Origin of the sequence: Azospirillum tabaci (assembly GCF_014596085.1) — a bacterium.
GTDB classification, from domain to species: Bacteria; Pseudomonadota; Alphaproteobacteria; order Azospirillales; family Azospirillaceae; genus Azospirillum; species Azospirillum tabaci.
The window spans coordinates 1-18643 of record NZ_JACCJY010000056.1 but is presented as its reverse complement, the minus strand read 5'-3'; the positions used below and the strand labels follow the sequence as shown (position 1 = coordinate 18643).

The window sequence follows — 18643 nt, the reverse complement described above, 5'->3', positions numbered from 1 at the left end:
GGACCCCACCCAGAACATCAACTGGGTCGTCCCCGAGGGCGGCGGCGGCCCGAACTATCCGGGCGGGATGTAAGGCCCCGCTCCACCGCCGCTTTACCGCCGCGGGCCGAAGCGCTTGCGCGGGGCGCCGCGGAAACCGGCTTTGGGCGGCGGCTCGCGCCGCTGCCCGGCGGACCGCGCCCCGCGCGTGGCGAGCAGGTCGGCCAGACGCCGGCTGATCTCGCCGCGGCGGCTGCGCACCGCCTCCCGCTCCGGGAACAGGGTCGGGAACTTGCGCGCCGCCCAGTAATAGAGGTCGCAGGCCCGCGACAGCGCTTCCAGCGCCGCCCCGTCCAGCCCGTCGAGCCGCGCCGGGACGAAGCGCCCGAGGGGGGACGGCTCCCCGGCCTCCACCGCGCCGACGATAGCGGCGAGGATGCGGGCCTCCGCCTCGTCCTCCAGGTCGGCGGGGATCAGCAGCAGGTCCAGCTTGGCGGGCAGCGCCAGCCGCCGCTCGTCCAGCATCACCGCCAGCCGCCGCATTCCCGACAGGTCGCCCACCCGGTAGGGCGACCCCGCCGTGCGGGCGTCGGCGAAGCAGTCGAGCAGCAGGACCGTCTCCTCCGTCCCGATGTGCTCGGCCAAGCGGGCCAGCATGGCGCGGGTCGGCCGCACGGTCAGCGGCGCGTCGGCGCGCAGCCGTCCGTCCGCCTTCTCCAGCAGGGTGCGCAGGGCTTGTGGCGTGCCGCGGCCGACCACGCCGAACTCCCCCGACTCGAACTTGCCGAACCGCCCGGCGCGGCCGGCGATCTGCTTCACCTCCGTCGCGGTCAGCGGGCGGACGCTGGTCCCGTCGAACTTCTCCAGCGCGGTGAACAGCACCCGCCGGCAGGGCAGGTTCAGCCCCATGCCGATGGCGTCGGTGGCCACCACCACGTCGGCCTCCCCGGACAGGAAGCGCGCCGCTTCCCGCCGCCGCACCTCCGGGGCCAGCGCGCCGTAGACCGCGGCGACCGACAGGCCCTTGGCGCGCAGCGTGTCGCGCACCGTGTGGATTTCCCGCCGGGAGAAGGCGATCAGGGCGTCGCCGGGCTCCACCTCCTCCCAGTTCAGGCGGCGGTCGATCAGGGTCAGCGGCACCTTGCGCTCCAGCTCGATCACCTCCAGCCGTTCGCCGAGATGGGCCGCCACCCGCTCGACCAGCGGGCGGGCCTCCGGGGCGCCCAGGATGTAGACGGTCTCCGCCGGGGCGCCCATCAACGCCGCCGTCCAGGCCCAGCCGCGGTCGGGATCGGCGAGCATCTGGATCTCGTCGATCACCGCCACCTCCACCGGGCGGTCGGGGTCCATCACCTCGATGGTCGAGGCGGTGTGGCGGGCGCCCGGCGTCGTGATCGCCTCCTCGCCGGTCAGCAGGGAGGCGGGCGTGCCCTCGGCGTTCAGCCGCTCCATCACCTCCAGCGCCAGCAGGCGCAGCGGCGCCAGATAGGTGCCGTCATAGGCGCCTTTCAGCGCCTCGATGGCGTGGTGGGTCTTGCCGGAGTTGGTCGGGCCGATCACCAGGACCAGCCGCCGCCCCAGCCCGCGGGCCACCGGGAACAGCTTCTCGAATCGGGCGAGGTCGAAATGCCGGTCGACATAGGCGCGGCCGCGCGCCTCCGCCCGCTCGCGCCGCCAGACGGCGAACTCGCGGTCCCAGCGCTCCAGCAGCTCGTCCACGCCGTGCCGGTTGCGGGCGGCACGGGACAGCCGGTCGGCCAGCGACGCGAAGGTCCAGGCATCGTCTGCACCGTCCGCCTCCCCGGCGTAGCGGTGCAGCCGGGCGGCGGTGCGCGACAGAGCCTCCTCCAGCGCGGCGGCCAGCGCCGGGTCGCCCTCCAGCCGCAGGGCCAGATCGTCGTCCGTCAGGTCGGCCAACTCCATGGCGTCGAGCACGCGCGACACCTGGAGCCGCACCGGGGCGGGCAGGCCGGGCCAGGGCAGGTCGTCGCTGCGCACCGCCCTGACCCGCGTGCGGTCGTCCGCCGGGTGCAGGCTGGTCGACCAGCCCTCCAGCGCGCGACGCCCCTGGGCGAGCAAGGCGTTGCGCCGCCGCGCGCGGTCGAGCGTGCCTTGGATTTCCAGAAGCACCGCCTCCCGGCGCTCCGCCGGCACCAGCAGGTCGCGCTTGCCCTTGGGCAGCGGCAGGCCGAGCGGCACCAGACCCAGCCCCTCGCCATGGGCCACCCGCGCCACGCCCGCGGCGGCGGCGGTCACCACGTCGGGGTGGGCGCTGGCCAGCTCGTGCACCAGATGCGGGTCGGCGGACTCGGCGGGCTCGTCGGCGCTGGAAGGGTCGGGGGAGGTCATGTCCATAGGGCGCGGTCTCTGGAGAACTTTTCACAAATTCGCACTGGCGGTCCGCGGCCATCCATGTCATGAGCCACGTCCCGCAGGGGCAGTCCCGGCCCCGAGGCAGGCATCAAGCCATGACCAGACCGCTCCGCGCAAAGATTCTCCGACCCGACCTCGATCCGGCCCACCGCAAGGGCTCCAGCGGGGAGAACCGCTGCCGCTGCTGCGGACGGCCCGGCGGCGCCGTCGTGCGCTGCCTGCCGGACGGGCGCTGGTACGACGCCGCCGACCAGACCTGGCGTGACGGGCGCGGCCGGCGGGCGGCCTGGCCCGACGTGGTGGAGTATGCGGAGACCCGCGACGTGCAGGTCGTCGTCCGCCCCGTCCGCCCCTCCGGCAACCCGGAGGCCCGCCCGAAGAACCTCTGCCGCCGCTGCCACATGCAGGAGGAGGCGTTGCGCAACGCCATCCGCTCCCGCATCCGGGCGCGGATGCGCCGCGCGCTGGGCGACCTGTTCCTCGGCGACTATTCCGCCCCCGGCATCCTGGAGCGCGCGATGGCGCTCTACCGCCGCAAGCCCTGACGGTCCGCTACACGGGTTCCTGCGGCTCGCCGGGCATCGGCGGGGCCTCCACCGGCTCGTCCGGCGGGGCGTCGGGCGGCATCGGCATGGGGATCGGCACGTCGGGTTCCTGCCGGGGCGGCGGGTAGGGGCTCATGTCCGGTCTCCGATGATGGCGTGGGGCTGCCCTGAGGAAACACCGGACCCACGGCAATCGCTCCATCGGCCGCTCCACCGGCACGGCGCATGACCAAAATCAAAGCGGCGGACCGGATCATCGCGGAAGATGCCCGCGAAAGGATCGCCCGCCCATGCCCAGAAGCTTCATCCTCGCCCCGCTGGCCAAGACCCAGGCCGATCAGGCGCTGCCCGTCGTCCAGACCCTGCACCGCAATATGACCCTGGACGAGTGGCGGGAGGTGGCCGCCCTGTTCCTGCACGCCGACGGCGACGGCGGGGTGATGGCCTGCGAGATGAGCGACGGGCACATCCGCGGCCTGTTCTGCTACCGAGTCAGCGCCGAAGGGGCGATCCGCGTGCTGACCGTGCCGATCTTCATCGCGGTGGGGCTGTTCGACGCGGCGGTGACCTCGGCGGCGCAGGCCGACGGCATCGACCTGCTGGCGCGCAAGCTGGGCTGCTCGTCGGTGGTGGTGGACGAGCGCGGCTGCGTCGTCGCGGCGACCGCGCCGAAGCTGGACGCCGCGGGCCTGTTCACCCGGCTGGGCTACCGCCGGGTCGGGCAGGCCTTCGTGAAGGACGTGGCGGCGGGGTTCGGCGGCGACGGCTATCCGGTGGCGGGCCGCGCCTGAGACGGAATGGAGCGCGGGGATCAGGCGGCGGCTTCGAGGGCCGCCGGATTCTCGATGCGGATGCGGTCGTTGGTCAGACGGGTGATCGCCCCGGCACCCTCCAGCTTGCGCAGCACGCGCGACAGCGTTTCGGGGCGCAGGCCGAGATAGGCGCCGATGTCCACCTTCGGCATGGGAAGGAAGACGCTGGGCGTGCCGTCGGCCAGGGGCCGCGAGCGCCGCGACAAAGCGAGGAGGAAGCTGGACACCCGCTCCACCGCCGTCTTGCAGCCGAGCAGCAGGATCTGGTCCTGCGCCGCCGACAGCTCGACCGAGGTCATGGCGAGCAGCCGCCCCTGAACCGCCGGGTGCCGCTCCATCAGGCGGCGCAGCGCCGTCCGCGGCATGCGGCAAACGGTGGAGGCGGTGACCGTCTCCGCGGTGTAGGCGTAGCCCGTTCCCACCGCCAGCCCGATCACGTCGCCCGCGGTGGCGAATCCGGTGATCTGCTGCCGGCCGTCCGGCAGGGTCTTGTAGAGCTTCAGCATGCCCGACATGACGGTGAAGACGGCCCCGGCCTCCTCCCCTTCCATCACCACCGGCGTCGCCGACAGCAGGTCCAGTGGACGGGATGTCGTCGACAGGTTCGGCAGATCCCCGGCGGTCAGGGCTCCACACAACCCCTTGCTCCGCGCCGAGCAGCCGGCACAGCGGCCGGTCACCGTCTCCACACCCCGCGTCTGCGGAGCGGGCATCGGCGGCGGAGCGACGGCTGCGGTGGTGGTGGCGGCGACGGAGAAGGTCATGACTGTACCCCTGGGCTGTCTCGCTTCGGCGCCATGGGACGGCGCGCTCGCTTCGGACGTCCGGCCCAGACCAAAGAATCAGACTAAGGTCTCAGAGCCGAGCCAAAGGTATGAGTTATGACCAAGACCCGCCCTGATCTGGATCAACCGGACCCTGGATCGGTCCGGTGGCGGGGCAACCAAAAGGGCAACGGCCCGGAGGATGATCCGGGCCGTTAGGCATGATTTCGTTGCGGCTCAGAAGGTCCGACCGGGCCGTCCGCGCGGCGGGAAGCGGCTGGAGGTGGCGCGCATGGTGCCGTCCGCCATCGGCATGGCACCGGACTCGGCATCCTCCTCGTCGCTGCGGAGGCGGCGGGAGTCGCGGTCCGTCACCCGTGCCGCCTCGGCGCGGGTGACCGAGGACTCCAGTTCACGGATGCGCGCCTGCAGGCTGCCGACGACCGCGGCGCCCGCCTGACGGGACTTGAACTGTTCGAGATCCTGCTTCAGGCGGAGCAACTGGCTCTTCTGTTCCTGGAGGCTCGGCCCGTCCCGGCGCTTCGTCACGCGATAAACTTTTTCGTCGAATCGGTTCACTGCGTTTCTCCTGTCTGCTCTTAAGCAGATTGGGTCGACGCGCCGCTGCACCATCGTTCGAATGGGATAGGCCCCGCATTTCTACCGCTGGTGGCGGCGGGGCGGTGTCCTTCCGCTGGTCCCCCGCGGTGATTCAGGGCATCCGCTCGTTGACGCTCCGTTCGGCGGCGACCGCGGCGGCCAGGGCGTCGCGGTAGCGGCGCAGCCGCGCGTAGGTGGGCCAAGCCATGCCGACCAGCGGGTCGCACCAGTGGACCAGCACCATCAGCCCCATGCCGGCGAAGCCACCGATCAGGGTGCCGTAGAGCAGGCCGGGCAGGGCTCCCAAGATCCAGGGATCGGACAACCGCCCGGCGTCGTAGGCCTGCAGGCCCGCCATCCCCAGCGTGGCCGCCAGGGCCAGAAGGACCCCGACACGGCCCGGCGCGTACCAGATCCGCAAATCCTCCTGCGTCAGCCCGTAATCCTCGGGCACCGGGCGCGCCGTGGCGTCCGCGGCGCCGTCCGGGCGCGCGTCGCCATGCCGGGGTGGGGCGGACGCCTCGACCGGAGTTCCGCCCCCTTCGATCACCCGCCAACGCCGCCGCGGATCGCCGCCATCGTCTTCCAGCCGTTCCATCGCGCGATATTGCGCGGGTGGACGGGTTTGGGCAACGGCGCTGTTGCCCGGCGCCGGCCCCGTCGACTCAGCCGGGGCGCCCTTCCGCCGAGCCCGTGCCGACAGCCGGCCGGAAACCGCCATCGGACAGCATGGCCTCGCAGTCCGCCTCCTGGGCGTACTTCACGATGCTGCCGTCGGCCAGCCGCAGATCATAGGATGGATGCCCACCCAAGGTCCGCGCGATCACCATGGCATCCTGTCCATGATGCCGGACCTTCGTGCCCAGTCGCAGCATGGTTCCAACCCCCGCAATCCATGTTTCGTTAACGAAACCTTACTCCGGGACCCCGTCAGCGGACGAGCAACAAAAAGGGGCATGGGGATGGGGCGGCGGGCATTGCTTTGGGCATTGCCGGGATGGTGTTTGCGGTCCATCATCCGCGGGTCGCACAAATCAAGAAGCCGAACCGTACAGAGGAAACGCACGGGTATGGATGCACAGGATCTGCGCGCGCTCCAGGCGCCGCTGAAGGACAAGTACAAGGACGCCCCGGAGTCGGCGGTGGTCACGTTGAAGGCCCGCGGGGCGCTCGACGACTCCGGCATCGCCTGCAAGGTGGACACGGGCCGCGCGCTGGTCGAGGCCGGCCTGCATCCGGCGACCGGCGGGCCCGGCACCCAGGCCTGCTCCGGCGACATGCTGCTGGAGGCCCTGGTGGCCTGTGCCGGTGTGACCCTGAAGGCCGTCGCCACGGCGCTGGAGTTCAAGCTGCGCGGCGGCACCGTGTCGGCGGAAGGCGACCTGGATTTCCGCGGCACGCTGGGCGTGGCGAAGGACGCGCCGGTCGGTTTCCGCGCCATCCGCCTGCGCTTCGAGTTGGACACCGACGAACCGGCGGAGCGCATCGCCTCCCTGACCAAGCTGACCGAGCGCTACTGCGTCGTCTACCAGACGCTGGCCAACCCGCTGCCGATGGCGCTGTCCGTCGAGACGGGGCAGGGGTGACGTTTCTCCCGGACGGGGCGGTTCTGCGGGATCGCCCCGTCCGGCTTCGGAAGATCAAGGCCTGTCGCGGCTTCCGCTTCGCGGGCGACGATGCTCAATCGTTGAGGAAGGGGTTGTAGAGGCGCTCCTCCCCGATGGTCGAGGTCGGTCCGTGGCCGGGGATGAAGGTCACGTCGTCGCCCAGCGGGAACAGCTTGCTGCGGATCGACTCGATCAGGTCGCCGTGGTTGCCCTTGGGGAAGTCGGTGCGGCCGATGGAGCCCTGGAACAGCACGTCGCCGACGATGGCGATCCGGCTGGGCTTGTGCACGAAGACGACATGGCCCGGCGTGTGGCCCGGACAATGGTGGACGTCCAGCGTCAGGTTGCCGACCGTCACCGTGTCGCCCTCCTCCAGCCAGCGGTCCGGCGTGAAGGAGCGGACCGGCGGGAAGCCGAACATCTGGCTCTGCATCGGCATGCCGTCGATCCAGAACTGGTCTTCGCGGTGCGGCCCCTCGATGGGCAGCTTCAACTCGTCGGCGAGGTCGGCGACGGCGCCGGCGTGGTCGATGTGGCCGTGAGTGACCAGGATCTTCTCCAGCGTCACGCCCTTCGACTGTGCGGCGCGCAGGACGCGCGGGAGATCGCCGCCGGGATCGACGGCGGCTCCCTTCATCGTCTCCGGGCACCAGAGCACCGTGCAGTTCTGCTGGAACGGAGTGACGGGAACGATGATGGTCTGCATGCCGCGTCCTTCGCCGGTCGGTGAGCAATGGTCAGGGATCAATTCGTGTTCGACCTTACGCGCCAGCGTTTTCCAGGGCAAGAACCGGTACCAATTCCTGGGCAACACGGCTATATGGAGTGCACTTTATCTTTATCCCATTCCGCCGCGGGGGGCGGTGCCGGACCGAATGCTGTCGCAAAAAGCCAAATACGCCCTGCGTGCGCTGATCATGCTGGCCGAACGGACGGATGACGAACTCGTCCTGATCGCCGAAATCGCCGAGCGGGAGAACATTCCGCGCAAGTTCCTGGAAGCCATCCTGGTGGAGTTGCGCAAGCATGGCCTGCTGTTCGCCAAGCGCGGCAAGAGCGGTGGCTACCGTCTGGCGCGCCCGGCGGAGGAGATTTCCTTCGGCGAGGTGATCCGGCTGATCGACGGGCATCTGGCGCCGATCCCCTGCGCCAGCAAGAATTCCTTCCGTCCCTGCGAGGACTGCATCGATCCGCCGACCTGTTCGGTGCGATGGCTGATGGTCCAGGTGCGCGACGCCACCGCGCAAGTGCTCGACAACCAGACCCTGTCCGACGCCCTGCGCCATCGTCAGGCGACCGGCGGCCTGCCCGTCAACTTCGACATCTGACTGGCGCCATCTGATCCGGGTCCCGCCGCATCAGGGCATCAGATCCACGGCGATGAACACGCGGTCCAGTGCGCGGTTCGTCGCCTCGCGCAGGATTCCGGCCTCCAGAAGCTCGTCGACCAGAAGTTGGGCGCCGCGGAAGGTGCTGCCCAGCCGCTTCTGCACCCGCCGCACGGTCAGGGCGGGCTCCTCGAACAGAAGCTCCAGCAGGTCCGGGGTGCGGGAATTGCGACGCTTGGCCCCCACCCGCTGTTGCCAGCCCTCCGCCGTGCGGTCCAGGGACAGGGCGCGCTCCCGCTCCCGCCGTGCCGTCTCCGCCACCGTGTCGGCCAGCCACAGCTGCCATCCCTCGTCCCGTCCGCGGGCGGCGAGGCCGGCGGCCGTGCGGTCGGCGTGCAGGGAGACGGACATCGGCAGCCAGACGTTCGGCACCCGGCAGCAGCGCGCCACCGCCAGCGCCCCCATCAGCCGGGCCGAGGGCGCCGCCCAGGCCGGGATGCGCAGATCGGGCGCCGGGCGCAGCAGTTCAGCCAGCATTCCCACGCCGCCGAGCAGGGCCGGCGAGTCGCCGGCATTGTCCAGCCGCTTGAGCAGGGTGGCCGCCTCCGCCTCCCGGTCCGCGGAGAAGGCCAGCCGTCCGGGATCGCGTCCCGACACCTCCGCCTGAAGGCAGCGCCACAGCGCCTCCGACCAGCCCAGAGTCCAGGCCGGGGGCGCGTCGTTCGTGAAGGGTGCGGCGTCACCCTCATCCTCACCGTCATCGCCCTCCGATGGGAAGGCGAAACGGGTGTCCGTCCCGGCCTCCAACTCCGCCACCGCCCGCCAGGCATCGGCCGCCGCTCCGCTGGAGGGCAGCGGGGCGCGGGCGTTTCCCACGCGGCGGGCAGGGGCGGCGATGACGCCTTGCGTGAACAGGGCGCCCTGCCACAGCGCGCGGACCGATTGCGCCGCTCCCCGCCCGGCGGTGGGGACGAGGTCGGTGCCGATGGTCGCCACCAGGAATTCCGCGGGGTCCACAGCCACGCCGTCGAGCCGCGCCGCCGCGCAGGACTCGCGCCGCGCCGCGTCGGCCCACAGCCGCCGTCGGCGCGCCGGGTCCTGGGCCACCTCCGCCAGCCGGCCGAGCGCGCGTTCGGCCTCCAGAAGGGCGGTCAGGAGTGCGGGGGAGGGGGGCTGGACTGTTTCGGACATGGCCGTTCGGGACAGGAGGCGGAGAGGGCGCGCATGATAGCGATCCGACGCATCGCTTCCAGCCCGATCCTGAACGCCTTATTTCACAGTTTGATGTGAAATTGTCGCGTTATGTCGTGGAGAATGACAAAAAACAGCCTTGCGGCGTTTGGGAAATCATGCAAACTCTAGGAGGCAAATGGATATTGCATATACATTATAAAGAATGTGAATACGGCCCGATCGGTGCGGTGCGACGGCCGGGTTTGTGAACAGCGGTGCGGTGCGTGGCCTCCAGGGTCGGTGCCGATCCCCAATGAACCATACTGAGGGAGTGTGCCATGTCGTTTCGTGATCGGCTCTCCGCGCTTCGCGCGAACCGGTTTCCCATTGGCCGGCTGTCCGCATTGGCCGCGGGCGTCGCCCTCGCCATGCTGACCGTCGCGCCCGCCAAGGCGCAGACCAACCTGCTGAACGTCTCCTACGACCCCACGCGTGAGTTCTATGTGGAGTTCAACAAGGCGTTCGCCAAGAAATGGCAGGCGGAAAGCGGCCAGACGGTGTCCGTCAAGCAGTCGCACGGCGGGTCGGGCAAGCAGGCGCGCTCCGTCATCGACGGGCTCGACGCCGACGTGGTGACGCTGGCGCTGGCCTACGACATCGACGCCATCGCCGACTCCGGCGCCCTGCCGAAGACATGGCAGACGCGCCTGCCGAACAACAGCTCCCCTTACACCTCGACCATCGTCTTCCTGGTCCGCAAGGGCAACCCGAAGCAGATCAAGGACTGGGACGATCTGCTGAAGCCGGGCGTGCAGGTCATCACCCCGAACCCGAAGACCTCGGGCGGCGCGCGCTGGAACTATCTGGCCGCCTGGGCCTATTCGCTGGAGAAGAACGGCAACGACGAGGCCAAGGCCAAGCAGTTCGTCGCCGACCTGTTCAAGAACGTGCCGGTGCTGGACAGCGGCGCCCGCGGCTCCACCGTCACCTTCACCCAGCGCCAGCTCGGCGACGTGCTGCTGGCCTGGGAGAACGAGGCATTCCTCTCGCTTCAGGAGTTCGGCGCCGACAAGTTCGACATCGTCGTGCCGTCCCTGTCGATCCTGGCGGAGCCGCCGGTCACGGTCGTCGACTCGGTGGTGGACCGCAAGGGAACGCGGAAGGTGGCGGAAGCCTACCTGAACTTCCTCTACAGCCCCGAAGCGCAGGAGATTGCGGCGAAGAACTTCTACCGCCCGCGCCTGCCGGAGGTCGCTGCGCGGTATGCGGATCGCTTCCCGAATGTTAAGCTTGTGACCATCGACGGTTCCTTCGGGGGCTGGCGCACGGCGCAGGAGAAGCATTTCGCGGATGGGGGCGTCTTCGACCAGATCTATCAGAAGGGCCGTTGACCCGTGGTCGCGGCAACCAGCAGCGACACCGTGCTTCCCAATACGGGGGGCACGGTGTTGAGCGTTCTTCGGAAACCCAGCGTCCTGCCCGGCTTCGGGCTGACCTTGGGATTCACGCTGACCTATCTGTCCCTGATCGTCCTGCTGCCGCTGGCCGCGCTGGTGCTGAAGGCGGCGGGACTGGGCTGGTCCGGTTTCTGGGACGCGGTGCTGACGCCGCGCGTCCTGGCCGCCTTCAAGGTCAGCTTCGGGCTGTCGTTGGCCGCCGCCGCGGTCAACGCCGTCTTCGGATTCATCGTCGCCTGGGTGCTGGTGCGCTACCGCTTCCCCGGCGACCGGATCGTCGATGCGCTGGTGGACCTGCCCTTCGCCCTGCCCACCGCGGTGGCCGGCATCGCGCTGAGCGCTCTGTACGCGCCCAACGGCTGGATCGGCTCCCTGCTGATGGAGTGGTTCGGGATGAAGGTGGCCTTCACCCCGCTGGGCATCGCCATTGCCCTGACCTTCATCGGCCTGCCCTTCGTGGTGCGCACCGTGCAGCCGATCCTCCAGGACCTGCCGCCGGAGGAGGAGGAAGCCGCCGCGGCTCTGGGCGCCACGCGCTGGCAGGCCTTCCGGCGGGTGGTGTTCCCGGCGCTTTTGCCGGCCCTGCTGACCGGCTTCGCTCTGGCTTTCGCCCGCGGGGTGGGGGAGTATGGCTCGGTGATCTTCATCGCCGGCAACATCCCCGGCCTGTCGGAAATCCTTCCGCTGCTGATCGTCATCAAGCTGGAGCAGTACGACTATGCCGGCTCCGCCGCGGTCGGCGTGCTGATGCTGATGGCGTCCTTCGTGCTGCTGCTGGCCCTGAACCTGCTGCAAGCCTGGATGAGGTCGCGCCATGCTCGTTAAGAAAGCCGTCGGGTTCACCCCGGCGCTGGCCGACAGCCGTTGGGTGAAGGGGCTTCTGATCGCCACGGCGCTGGCCTTCCTGCTGCTGTTCCTGGTGCTGCCGCTGGTCGCGGTTTTCGTCGAGGCGCTGCGCCGCGGCACGGACGCCTATTGGGCGGCCCTGGTGGAGCCGGACGCGGTGGCGGCGATCAAGCTGACGTTGATCGTCGCGGCCATCGCCGTTCCGATGAACCTCCTCTTCGGGGTGGCGGCGTCCTGGTGCATCGCCAAGTTCGACTTCCGCGGCAAGGACGTGCTGATCACGCTGATCGACCTGCCGTTTTCGGTGTCGCCGGTGATCTCCGGCCTGATCTACGTGCTGCTGTTCGGGCTGCACGGGCTGATGGGGCCGTTCCTGAAGTCGCAGGGCATCCAGATCATCTTCGCGGTGCCGGGGCTGGTGCTCGCCACCGTTTTCGTCACCTTCCCCTTCGTCGCCCGCGAGCTGATCCCGCTGATGCAGGAGCAGGGCAACGAGGAGGAGGAGGCGGCGCTGGTGCTGGGCGCGTCCGGCTGGCAGACCTTCTGGCGCGTCACCCTGCCCAACATCAAATGGGGCCTGCTGTACGGCGTTCTGCTGTGCAACGCCCGCGCGATGGGAGAGTTCGGCGCGGTGTCGGTGGTGTCCGGCCACATCCGGGGCGAGACCAACACGATGCCCCTGCATGTCGAAATCCTTTACAACGAATACAACTTGGTCGCTGCCTTCGCGGTGGCCTCGGTGCTGGCCATGCTCGCCCTCGTCACGCTGGTCGTGAAGTCGGTGCTGGAATGGCGCTTCGGGGCCGAGCTGGCGGCCACCCGGCATTGAGGCGACGCACGTCATGGCGATCCAGGTTTCCGGCATCACCAAGCAATTCGGAACATTCTGCGCGCTCGATTCGGTGGACCTCGAAGTCCGCTCGGGCGAGCTTCTGGCCCTGCTCGGCCCGTCGGGGTCGGGCAAGACGACCCTGCTGCGCATCATGGCGGGGCTGGAGTTCGCCGATTCCGGCAGCCTCCTGCTCAACGGGGAGGAGGCGCTGAGCCTCACCCCGCGGGAGCGGCAGGTCGGCTTCGTTTTCCAGCATTACGCGCTGTTCCGCCACATGAGCGTCTTCGACAACGTGGCCTTCGGGATGAAGGTGCGGCCGCGCGGCCAGCGCCCGACCTCCACCGAGATCAAGCGGCGCGTCATGGAACTGCTGGAACTGGTTCAGCTCGCCCATTTCGCCGACCGCTACCCGGCGCAGCTCTCCGGCGGGCAGCGGCAGCGCGTGGCGCTGGCCCGCGCGCTGGCCATCGAGCCGAAGGTGCTGCTGCTCGACGAGCCGTTCGGCGCGCTCGACGCCAAGGTGCGCAAGGAGCTGCGGCGCTGGCTGCGCAAGCTGCACGAGGACATCCACATCACCTCCGTCTTCGTCACCCACGACCAGGAGGAGGCGCTGGAACTGGCCGACCGCGTGGTGGTGATGAGCCAGGGCCGGATCGAGCAGGTGGGCAGTCCGGCGGAGGTCTACGACCGTCCGGCCTCGGCCTTCGTCTACGAGTTCCTCGGGCAGGTGAACCGCTTCGACTGCGTGGTGGCGGACGGGGTGGCGCGGACGGCCAACGGGGCGCTGTCCATCCCCGCCGACGGCACGGTCCGCGGCCCGGCCATCGCCTATGTGCGCCCGCACGATCTGGGTCTGAGCCCCAGCGCCGCCGGGCCGGGCCGGGTGTCGGGCATCCATGTGGTGGGGCCGGACGCGCGGATCGAGATCGACCTCGCCGGCCTGCCGCTGGAGGCCGAGATGGACCGCGAGCGCCTGTCCGCCCTGGGTCTGCGCCCCGGCGATCTGTGCGCCGTCCACATCGACCGCGCCCGCGTCTTCCCGCAGCCGTGACGGCATACGGACGGTGCCCGCCCTACCCGCGAAAAGGGGCGGGCAGGGCGCCCGGCCTCATGCGAACGGGATTTTCTGCGGATCATGGAGCCTGCCCCGTCGGGGCCACGGACTAAGTCCAACGCCGACTCGTAACGCCATTGCCTACTGGCGATGCGGACGGCGGATGTGTTGAGCCTTCCGCATTGCACCAAATGCAGGAGGCGCCGGTGGACCATCCAGGATTGTCGCAGGCCCCGGTCCCCGGTGCCGCCGCCTTGCGGACGGACGCCGGGGCTGGAGCCTGGTCGCCGCCGCTGGCGCTCGTGCTGCCGGTGATCCTGGCGCTGCTTCTGCTGCCGCTCATCCTGGTGGAGATGCCGCCGCTGCTCGACTACCCGAACCATCTGGCGCGGGTGGACGTGCTGCTGCATGTGCGGTCCGACCCTTTCCTGGCCGACCGTTACTCCGCTTCCCTGACGCCGGTTCCGAACCTGCTGATGGAGACGGTGATGCTGCCGCTCGCCAGCGTGCTGCCTCTGTACGTCGCCGGGCGCGTCTACATGGCGTTGGCCGGGCTGCTGACCCTGTTCGGGGCGATGCTGCTGAACCGAACGCTGTTCGGACGGTGGAGCCTGTGGCCGCTGTGCGGCGCGCTGTTCCTCTACAACGCCACGCTGATCGGCGGCTTCATGAGCTTCTCGCTCGGCCTTGGTTTCCTGCTGGTCGGGCTGTCGCTGTGGATCGCGCTGGCGGGGCGGCGCTGGCAGGTGCCGGTGGGGATGGGCTGCGCCCTGTTCCTCTATTTCGCCCACGCCATCGTGCTCGGGTCCTTCCTGCTCTGCCTGTTCGCGGTGGAGGCGGTGAAGTATGTGGGGGAGGGGCGCAAGCCGCTGACGCTCGCCAACCTGGGGCGCGACGCTCTGCGCTTCGCCGCGCTGCTGGCCCTTCCCGCGGCGCTGTTCGCCGGCACGGTGGGGACGCAGCTTCTCCGGTCCGACGCGGCTGCGGTGGGCGCGCATGACAGCACGCCGATCCTGGTGCTGAAGGAGTTCTACTGGCGGCTGAAGAAGCTGACGGAATTGAAGCAGTGGCGCTACCGGCTCCACGACATGCTGGCCCCGGTCCTGAACTACAACACGCTGCTGGACGTGGCGACCCTGCTGCTGATCCTGGGCGGGATGGTGGCGGCGCGTCTGGCCGGTTGGCTGCGCGCCGCGCCGGCGATGATGCTGGCGGTGGGGTTGTTCGTGCTGGCCTTCTTCGTCGTGCCGGACCCCTTCTTCGGCACCTATTTCGTGTCGATCCGCTTCTGGATTCTGGCGGCCTTCCTGCTGGTCGCCGGCACCGATGTCCGCTTTCCCACCGCGCGCACCGCTACGGCCTTCGCCGCCGGGCTGCTCGCCCTGCTGACGGTGCGGACCGGTGTGCTGACGCTCAATTGGCTGGCCTATGAGGACGATGTGGCCGACCTGCGCCGCGCCATGGAGCGGATCGAGCCCGGACGCTCCGTCCTGATCGCTTGGGCGGGGCAGGAGGCCGGCTGCTGCAACACGCGGGAGTTTCTGCTCACCCAGCCGCCCTGGCGGCATTCGCTGGTCGCCTTGCCCAGCCTGATCCATCTGCCGTCGCTGATCACCGTGGAGCGGCGCGCCTTCGTCCCGACCCTGTTCAGCCACCCGGGCAAGCAGCCGCTGACCGTGACCCAGCCCTACCGCGACCGCTGCATGGCGATCTACGAAGGGGTTCCGGTGGACGTGCGCCTGCTCGCCCGCCCTGAAGAGGCGACCCTGCGCGACCATGTGGAGCCCTGTCCGCATTACGTTGGCTGGCGGGAGAAGTACGATTACGTGCTGGTGATGTTTTCCAACGTCTTCCACGAGGCCGGGCTGACGCCGCCGCCGGGGGCTGAGGAAGCCTACCGTGGCGCCGTGTTCGATCTGTGGCGGGTGGAGCGCTGACGCGAATGCTCAGTCGTTCTGGCCGGCCGGCTCGCTCAGCGCGTCGTAGCCGCGGTCGCGGACGCTCTTCAGGCTCTGGTCGATGGTCTCGGCGTCCACCCCGGCGGTGCGCAGCACGAGGCTGGCCAGCTGCAGGCTGGCCTCCAGCGTCTCCGGCACCACGGCGCTGGCCCCGGCCATCTTCAGTCGCGCGCCGCGGTCCAGATCGTGGGCGCGGGCGGCGATGGCCAGGCGCGGGGCGGCCCGGCGGATGGCCTCCACGGCGCGCTCCGCCATGTCCGGGCGGTTGACGGTGATGACGGCGGCCCGCGCCCGCTCGATCCCGGCGGCGCGCAGCACGCCGATCTGGCTGGAATCGCCGTAATAGACCGGCAGCCCCTCGGCCCGCGCCGCCGCCACCCTTTGCGGATCGAGGTCCAGCGCGACGTAAGGGATGTCGTGGGTGCGCAGCAGCCGCGCGACGGCGCGCCCGACCCGGCCGTAGCCGGCGATCAGCACATGGCCGGTGATGTCGCTGGTCTCCACCCCGAAGGCCTCGGCGCCGTAGCGGGCCTCGACCTTCTGGGCCAGCCGCTGGGCGATGGCGCCGACCAGCGGCGTGACCGCCATGCTGAGCGCCACGCAGGAGGACAGCAGCAGCCCCGTCTCGCCTTCCAGCACCGTCAGCCGCGTCGCCTTGCCGATCAGCACGAAGGCGAACTCGCCGCCCTGCGACAGCAGCAGCCCGATGCGCAGCGAGGTCGCCAGCCCGAGCCCCGACAGCCGGCAGAGCAGGAACAGCAGGATGCTCTTCCCGACCAGCAGCGCCACGGTCACCATCAGGATCTCGTCCGCGCGCTGAAGCATGGCCGGCAGGTCCAGCGTCATCCCCACCGTCATGAAGAACAGGCCGAGCAGCAGGCCGCGGAACGGCTCGATGTCGGCCTCCACCTGATGGCGGTAGGCGGTGTCGGCCATCAGCATGCCGGCCAGGAAGGCGCCCAGCGCCATCGACATGCCGGCCTCCGCGGTCAGCCAGGCGACCGCCAGGACGACCAGCAGGTTGGTCGCCGTGAAGACCTCCGGGCTCTTGGCCGAAGCCACGAAGTGATAGACCGGGCGCACCACGAAGCGGCCCAGCAGCATGATGGCGCCGATCGCCGCGATGGCCTTGACCCCGGCCAGGGCGAGCGCCCAGGGGATGCTGGTGTCGCCGCCGGCCAGCAGCGGCAGCAGGGTCAGCAGCGGCACGACGGCCAAATCCTGGAAGATCAGCACGGCGACCGACACGCGGCCGAAGCGCGCCACCGTCTCCCCGCGCTCGACCAACAGCTTCAGCACGGTGGCGGTGGAGGAGAAGGCGAGCATGCCGCCGATCACCAGCGCCGCCGCCATCTCCTCGCCCAGCGCGTAGGCGACCGCGGCGATGGCGGCGCTGGTCAGGACGACCTGCATCAGCCCCAGCCCGAAGATGTAGCGCCGCATCGCCCGCAGACGCGACAGCGGGAGTTCCAGCCCGATGGCGAAAAGGAGGAAGACCACCCCGAATTCGGACAGGACCTGGGGAAGCTCCATGTCCACCACCGGCCCCGGCGTGTGCGGACCCAGCAGCGCCCCGCCCACCAGATAGCCGAGCACCGCCGGGATGCGCAGCGCCTGGAACAGCGGGACGATCACCACCGCCGCCAGCAGGAGGAACAGGACGTCGAAAAGCAGTTTGGGATCGTGCATGGCCGCGCGCTGGCTGGGTCGGGCCGGATGCCGGCCGTCCGGGACGGCGTCTGTATGCGGCTCAAAAATGACCGCCGCAAGCGCAGCGGGGGCGCGAAGGATCGGAATGCGCAAAAAAAGTCCCGCGTTGGCCAGAAAAGATCCTGCCGTGGCGGTTATGCCGCGGTGTCAAGCCGCTCGGGCGGCCAGCAACTCGTCCACGGCGGTGGCCAACTCGCTGTTGTCGAAGGGTTTGTACAGCACGTGATCAGCACCGTGCATGGCCGACAGATTCAGCGAGAAGGCTGCCGGGAAGTCGTCCGTACCACCGGACATGGCGATGATGGCCGGGGCCTTGGCAGCATCGCGGGCGCGCAGGCGACGGATCAGCTCGATCCCGTCCAGGCCGGGCATCATCATGTCGACGATGGCGAGGTCGAAGGACTCGCGCTCCAGCATGGACAGGCCGGACAGGCCGTCATGGGCCTCCTCCACACGGTGCCCCTGCGTCTCCAGCGTCATGCGCAACAGCGCCGTAAAGGCCGGAACGTCGTCGATCACCAGAATTCGGGCCATGGGCTCCGTCGCTCCCAACAAGGCGATGGCGTGAAGTGCGGTGGCGCGGGCGGTTCAGTCCGCCGCGGCGCCGTTGCAGTCGGTGTGACCGGAGGGGGCCAGCGCGTCGCTGTCGCCCGCCCCGCTCTCGGTGCGGCGGGACAGCAGCGTGCGCAACAGCTCGTCCAGCCCGGAGGCCAGGGCGCCGTGCTGGGCCGGCGCCAAGCCGTCGATGGCGGCGACCAACTCGTTCAGCGGATCGTTGGCGAGCATGGTCCGCCCCCGCGCCGTGAGGGTCAACCGGATGGAGCGGCGGTCGGTCTCGCTGGGGTGGCGCTCCAGCAGGTCCTTTTTCAGGAGGGCGGCGATGGTCTGGCTCGCCGTGCCCTTGGTCGTCCCGTGATGGCGGGCGAAGGCCACGACGTTGCGGGCGCTCGCGTTCGCCTGGGCGAAGTAGCGCAACGCCGCCCACTGGGCCGGATTCAGCCCATCCGTGAAGGCGAGGCTGGCGGTCGTCCGCAGAACCTGCGCCATGACCTCGGCGGTCGCGCGCGCGCTTGGGCGCATGCCGGCTTCCTCTGTGCCTGCGGTTTTGTGATGAAACCATAGAGGCCCAGCCTGGGGCCTGTCCAGCCGCCGCGCTCTTTTGTCGTCCCCGGTTCAGAATCGAATCTGTCGCCGAACGAGTCTTTTCGCTGGATCGGCGGCGGGCGCTGCCCTATACAGCGCCTCCCTCGCCGGACGCGGTCCGGAGGGGCGCCCCGAAAGACTGGAGGGGTGGAGGTCAGGGCGCTGGCCGATCCGTTTTCCGCCCTAGGCGGCCTAGGCGGTTCGGTGAATACGAAACAAAGGGCTTGACGCCTTCTGCCGTAAGCGCTAGATTGACCCTCCGCTGACACGAACGACCGTTTGTGTCTCTCCGGCCTTCAAAAACCCGATGACGACCACGGCCAGTTCGCCGGACGTCGTTCTGTGTGGTTCGCCGGGCGATGGATCTTTGACATCGTTGATCGTGAAAATCGAGAAGGGATGCGCAGGCGGCGGTTTTGGCCGTTGGCCGCGGACCGGTTCCGGATGGGACTGGCATCGCGG

General features: G+C 69.7%; 22 protein-coding genes. 10 read left to right on the top strand and 12 right to left on the bottom strand.

What is annotated here, in order from left to right; genetic code table 11:
• On the top strand, window positions 1-73 hold a 73-nt coding region (locus H0B54_RS30600; protein WP_188260386.1), incomplete at its 5' end, for a 4Fe-4S dicluster domain-containing protein.
• A 20-nt stretch (window positions 74-93) separates the two neighbouring features.
• Here the strand turns inward: H0B54_RS30600 and H0B54_RS28910 are convergent.
• Entirely contained in the window at window positions 94-2334 is a 2241-nt protein-coding gene (locus tag H0B54_RS28910) for a helicase-related protein (RefSeq protein ID WP_188263213.1), read from the bottom strand.
• A 113-nt stretch (window positions 2335-2447) separates the two neighbouring features.
• Between H0B54_RS28910 and H0B54_RS30105 the strand changes: the two genes are divergently transcribed.
• Window positions 2448-2897, top strand: coding sequence for a hypothetical protein (locus H0B54_RS30105; RefSeq protein WP_246472963.1), 450 nt, complete (start codon window positions 2448-2450; stop codon window positions 2895-2897).
• A gap of 7 nt (window positions 2898-2904) precedes the next feature.
• On the opposite strand, the gene H0B54_RS30355 is transcribed toward H0B54_RS30105, so the two are convergent.
• Window positions 2905-3033, bottom strand: a complete 129-nt coding sequence (locus H0B54_RS30355) for a hypothetical protein (protein ID WP_281390137.1) — start codon at window positions 3031-3033, stop codon at window positions 2905-2907.
• A gap of 154 nt (window positions 3034-3187) precedes the next feature.
• Between H0B54_RS30355 and H0B54_RS28900 the strand changes: the two genes are divergently transcribed.
• Window positions 3188-3688 (top strand): hypothetical protein, encoded by a 501-nt coding sequence (locus H0B54_RS28900; RefSeq protein ID WP_094307404.1) that lies wholly within the window; start codon window positions 3188-3190, stop codon window positions 3686-3688.
• A gap of 20 nt (window positions 3689-3708) precedes the next feature.
• Here the strand turns inward: H0B54_RS28900 and H0B54_RS28895 are convergent, their stop codons facing one another.
• The 4 genes from H0B54_RS28895 to H0B54_RS28880 all read right to left on the bottom strand — a co-directional run bounded on the left by H0B54_RS28895 (window position 3709) and on the right by H0B54_RS28880 (window position 5903).
• On the bottom strand, window positions 3709-4473 hold the full coding sequence (locus H0B54_RS28895; RefSeq protein ID WP_188263212.1) for a Crp/Fnr family transcriptional regulator: 765 nt from the start codon (window positions 4471-4473) through the stop codon (window positions 3709-3711).
• Between the two features lie 237 nt (window positions 4474-4710).
• Complete coding sequence (locus H0B54_RS28890; RefSeq protein WP_343069052.1) at window positions 4711-5022, bottom strand: Gas vesicle protein V; 312 nt, start codon at window positions 5020-5022, stop codon at window positions 4711-4713.
• A gap of 163 nt (window positions 5023-5185) precedes the next feature.
• Window positions 5186-5671: a hypothetical protein gene (locus H0B54_RS28885; RefSeq protein WP_188263210.1), complete on the bottom strand. Its 486-nt coding sequence runs from the start codon at window positions 5669-5671 to the stop codon at window positions 5186-5188.
• Window positions 5672-5738: 67 nt separating this feature from the next.
• The gene (locus H0B54_RS28880; protein WP_246472961.1) at window positions 5739-5903 is read right to left on the bottom strand and encodes a hypothetical protein; all 165 of its coding nucleotides are present in this window, start codon (window positions 5901-5903) and stop codon (window positions 5739-5741) included.
• Window positions 5904-6143: 240 nt separating this feature from the next.
• On the opposite strand from H0B54_RS28880, the gene H0B54_RS28875 reads away from it, so the two are divergent.
• On the top strand, window positions 6144-6659 hold the full coding sequence (locus tag H0B54_RS28875; protein ID WP_094307408.1) for an OsmC family protein: 516 nt from the start codon (window positions 6144-6146) through the stop codon (window positions 6657-6659).
• A gap of 94 nt (window positions 6660-6753) precedes the next feature.
• Here H0B54_RS28875 and H0B54_RS28870 read toward each other — a convergent pair whose 3' ends face one another.
• Complete coding sequence (locus tag H0B54_RS28870; RefSeq protein ID WP_137141478.1) at window positions 6754-7386, bottom strand: MBL fold metallo-hydrolase; 633 nt, start codon at window positions 7384-7386, stop codon at window positions 6754-6756.
• Window positions 7387-7555: 169 nt separating this feature from the next.
• On the opposite strand from H0B54_RS28870, the gene H0B54_RS28865 reads away from it, so the two are divergent.
• Window positions 7556-8008, top strand: coding sequence for an RrF2 family transcriptional regulator (locus H0B54_RS28865; RefSeq protein WP_014198135.1), 453 nt, complete (start codon window positions 7556-7558; stop codon window positions 8006-8008).
• Between the two features lie 30 nt (window positions 8009-8038).
• Here the strand turns inward: H0B54_RS28865 and H0B54_RS28860 are convergent, their stop codons facing one another.
• Complete coding sequence (locus H0B54_RS28860; protein WP_188263208.1) at window positions 8039-9199, bottom strand: hypothetical protein; 1161 nt, start codon at window positions 9197-9199, stop codon at window positions 8039-8041.
• A gap of 320 nt (window positions 9200-9519) precedes the next feature.
• Here H0B54_RS28860 and H0B54_RS28855 point away from each other — a divergent pair, with 320 nt between their 5' ends.
• The 5 genes from H0B54_RS28855 (at window position 9520) to H0B54_RS28835 (ending at window position 15307) form a co-directional block, all read left to right on the top strand.
• Window positions 9520-10572, top strand: a complete 1053-nt coding sequence (locus H0B54_RS28855) for a sulfate ABC transporter substrate-binding protein (protein ID WP_094307411.1) — start codon at window positions 9520-9522, stop codon at window positions 10570-10572.
• A gap of 57 nt (window positions 10573-10629) precedes the next feature.
• A complete protein-coding gene (cysT, locus tag H0B54_RS28850) occupies window positions 10630-11463 on the top strand; it encodes a sulfate ABC transporter permease subunit CysT (protein WP_211109623.1) in 834 nt (277 codons plus the stop codon).
• Window positions 11453-12313: a sulfate ABC transporter permease subunit CysW gene (gene cysW / locus H0B54_RS28845; RefSeq protein ID WP_188263207.1), complete on the top strand. Its 861-nt coding sequence runs from the start codon at window positions 11453-11455 to the stop codon at window positions 12311-12313. Before cysT ends, cysW begins: the two co-directional genes overlap by 11 nt.
• A gap of 13 nt (window positions 12314-12326) precedes the next feature.
• A complete protein-coding gene (locus H0B54_RS28840) occupies window positions 12327-13367 on the top strand; it encodes a sulfate/molybdate ABC transporter ATP-binding protein (protein WP_094307413.1) in 1041 nt (346 codons plus the stop codon).
• A 209-nt stretch (window positions 13368-13576) separates the two neighbouring features.
• Window positions 13577-15307 (top strand): hypothetical protein, encoded by a 1731-nt coding sequence (locus H0B54_RS28835; RefSeq protein ID WP_343069051.1) that lies wholly within the window; start codon window positions 13577-13579, stop codon window positions 15305-15307.
• Window positions 15308-15316: 9 nt separating this feature from the next.
• Here the strand turns inward: H0B54_RS28835 and H0B54_RS28830 are convergent, their stop codons facing one another.
• The 4 genes from H0B54_RS28830 to H0B54_RS29580 form a co-directional block, all read right to left on the bottom strand.
• Window positions 15317-17017 carry a monovalent cation:proton antiporter-2 (CPA2) family protein gene (locus tag H0B54_RS28830; protein ID WP_188263205.1) on the bottom strand — a complete coding sequence of 567 codons (1701 nt, stop codon included), beginning with the start codon at window positions 17015-17017 and terminating at the stop codon, window positions 15317-15319.
• A gap of 168 nt (window positions 17018-17185) precedes the next feature.
• The gene (locus tag H0B54_RS28825) at window positions 17186-17572 is read right to left on the bottom strand and encodes a response regulator (protein ID WP_188263204.1); all 387 of its coding nucleotides are present in this window, start codon (window positions 17570-17572) and stop codon (window positions 17186-17188) included.
• A 54-nt stretch (window positions 17573-17626) separates the two neighbouring features.
• Window positions 17627-18118: a MarR family winged helix-turn-helix transcriptional regulator gene (locus H0B54_RS28820; RefSeq protein ID WP_188263203.1), complete on the bottom strand. Its 492-nt coding sequence runs from the start codon at window positions 18116-18118 to the stop codon at window positions 17627-17629.
• Between the two features lie 309 nt (window positions 18119-18427).
• Window positions 18428-18643 (bottom strand): hypothetical protein (locus H0B54_RS29580; RefSeq protein ID WP_211109622.1); only part of this gene is annotated, 216 nt, incomplete at its 5' end.

Coding starts and splice junctions, on each gene's coding strand:
- H0B54_RS28870 (WP_137141478.1), bottom strand. CDS start 7,386: ATGCAGACCATCATCGTTCCCGTCACTCCGTTCCAGCAGAACTGCACG.
- H0B54_RS28820 (WP_188263203.1), bottom strand. CDS start 18,118: ATGCGCCCAAGCGCGCGCGCGACCGCCGAGGTCATGGCGCAGGTTCTG.
- H0B54_RS30355 (WP_281390137.1), bottom strand. CDS start 3,033: ATGAGCCCCTACCCGCCGCCCCGGCAGGAACCCGACGTGCCGATCCCC.
- H0B54_RS28860 (WP_188263208.1), bottom strand. CDS start 9,199: ATGTCCGAAACAGTCCAGCCCCCCTCCCCCGCACTCCTGACCGCCCTT.
- H0B54_RS28910 (WP_188263213.1), bottom strand. CDS start 2,334: ATGGACATGACCTCCCCCGACCCTTCCAGCGCCGACGAGCCCGCCGAG.
- H0B54_RS28885 (WP_188263210.1), bottom strand. CDS start 5,671: ATGGAACGGCTGGAAGACGATGGCGGCGATCCGCGGCGGCGTTGGCGG.
- cysW (WP_188263207.1), top strand. CDS start 11,453: ATGCTCGTTAAGAAAGCCGTCGGGTTCACCCCGGCGCTGGCCGACAGC.
- H0B54_RS28875 (WP_094307408.1), top strand. CDS start 6,144: ATGGATGCACAGGATCTGCGCGCGCTCCAGGCGCCGCTGAAGGACAAG.
- H0B54_RS28830 (WP_188263205.1), bottom strand. CDS start 17,017: ATGCACGATCCCAAACTGCTTTTCGACGTCCTGTTCCTCCTGCTGGCG.
- H0B54_RS28880 (WP_246472961.1), bottom strand. CDS start 5,903: ATGGTGATCGCGCGGACCTTGGGTGGGCATCCATCCTATGATCTGCGG.
- H0B54_RS28900 (WP_094307404.1), top strand. CDS start 3,188: ATGCCCAGAAGCTTCATCCTCGCCCCGCTGGCCAAGACCCAGGCCGAT.
- H0B54_RS28895 (WP_188263212.1), bottom strand. CDS start 4,473: ATGACCTTCTCCGTCGCCGCCACCACCACCGCAGCCGTCGCTCCGCCG.
- H0B54_RS28855 (WP_094307411.1), top strand. CDS start 9,520: ATGTCGTTTCGTGATCGGCTCTCCGCGCTTCGCGCGAACCGGTTTCCC.
- H0B54_RS28865 (WP_014198135.1), top strand. CDS start 7,556: ATGCTGTCGCAAAAAGCCAAATACGCCCTGCGTGCGCTGATCATGCTG.
- H0B54_RS28825 (WP_188263204.1), bottom strand. CDS start 17,572: ATGGCCCGAATTCTGGTGATCGACGACGTTCCGGCCTTTACGGCGCTG.
- H0B54_RS30105 (WP_246472963.1), top strand. CDS start 2,448: ATGACCAGACCGCTCCGCGCAAAGATTCTCCGACCCGACCTCGATCCG.
- H0B54_RS28840 (WP_094307413.1), top strand. CDS start 12,327: ATGGCGATCCAGGTTTCCGGCATCACCAAGCAATTCGGAACATTCTGC.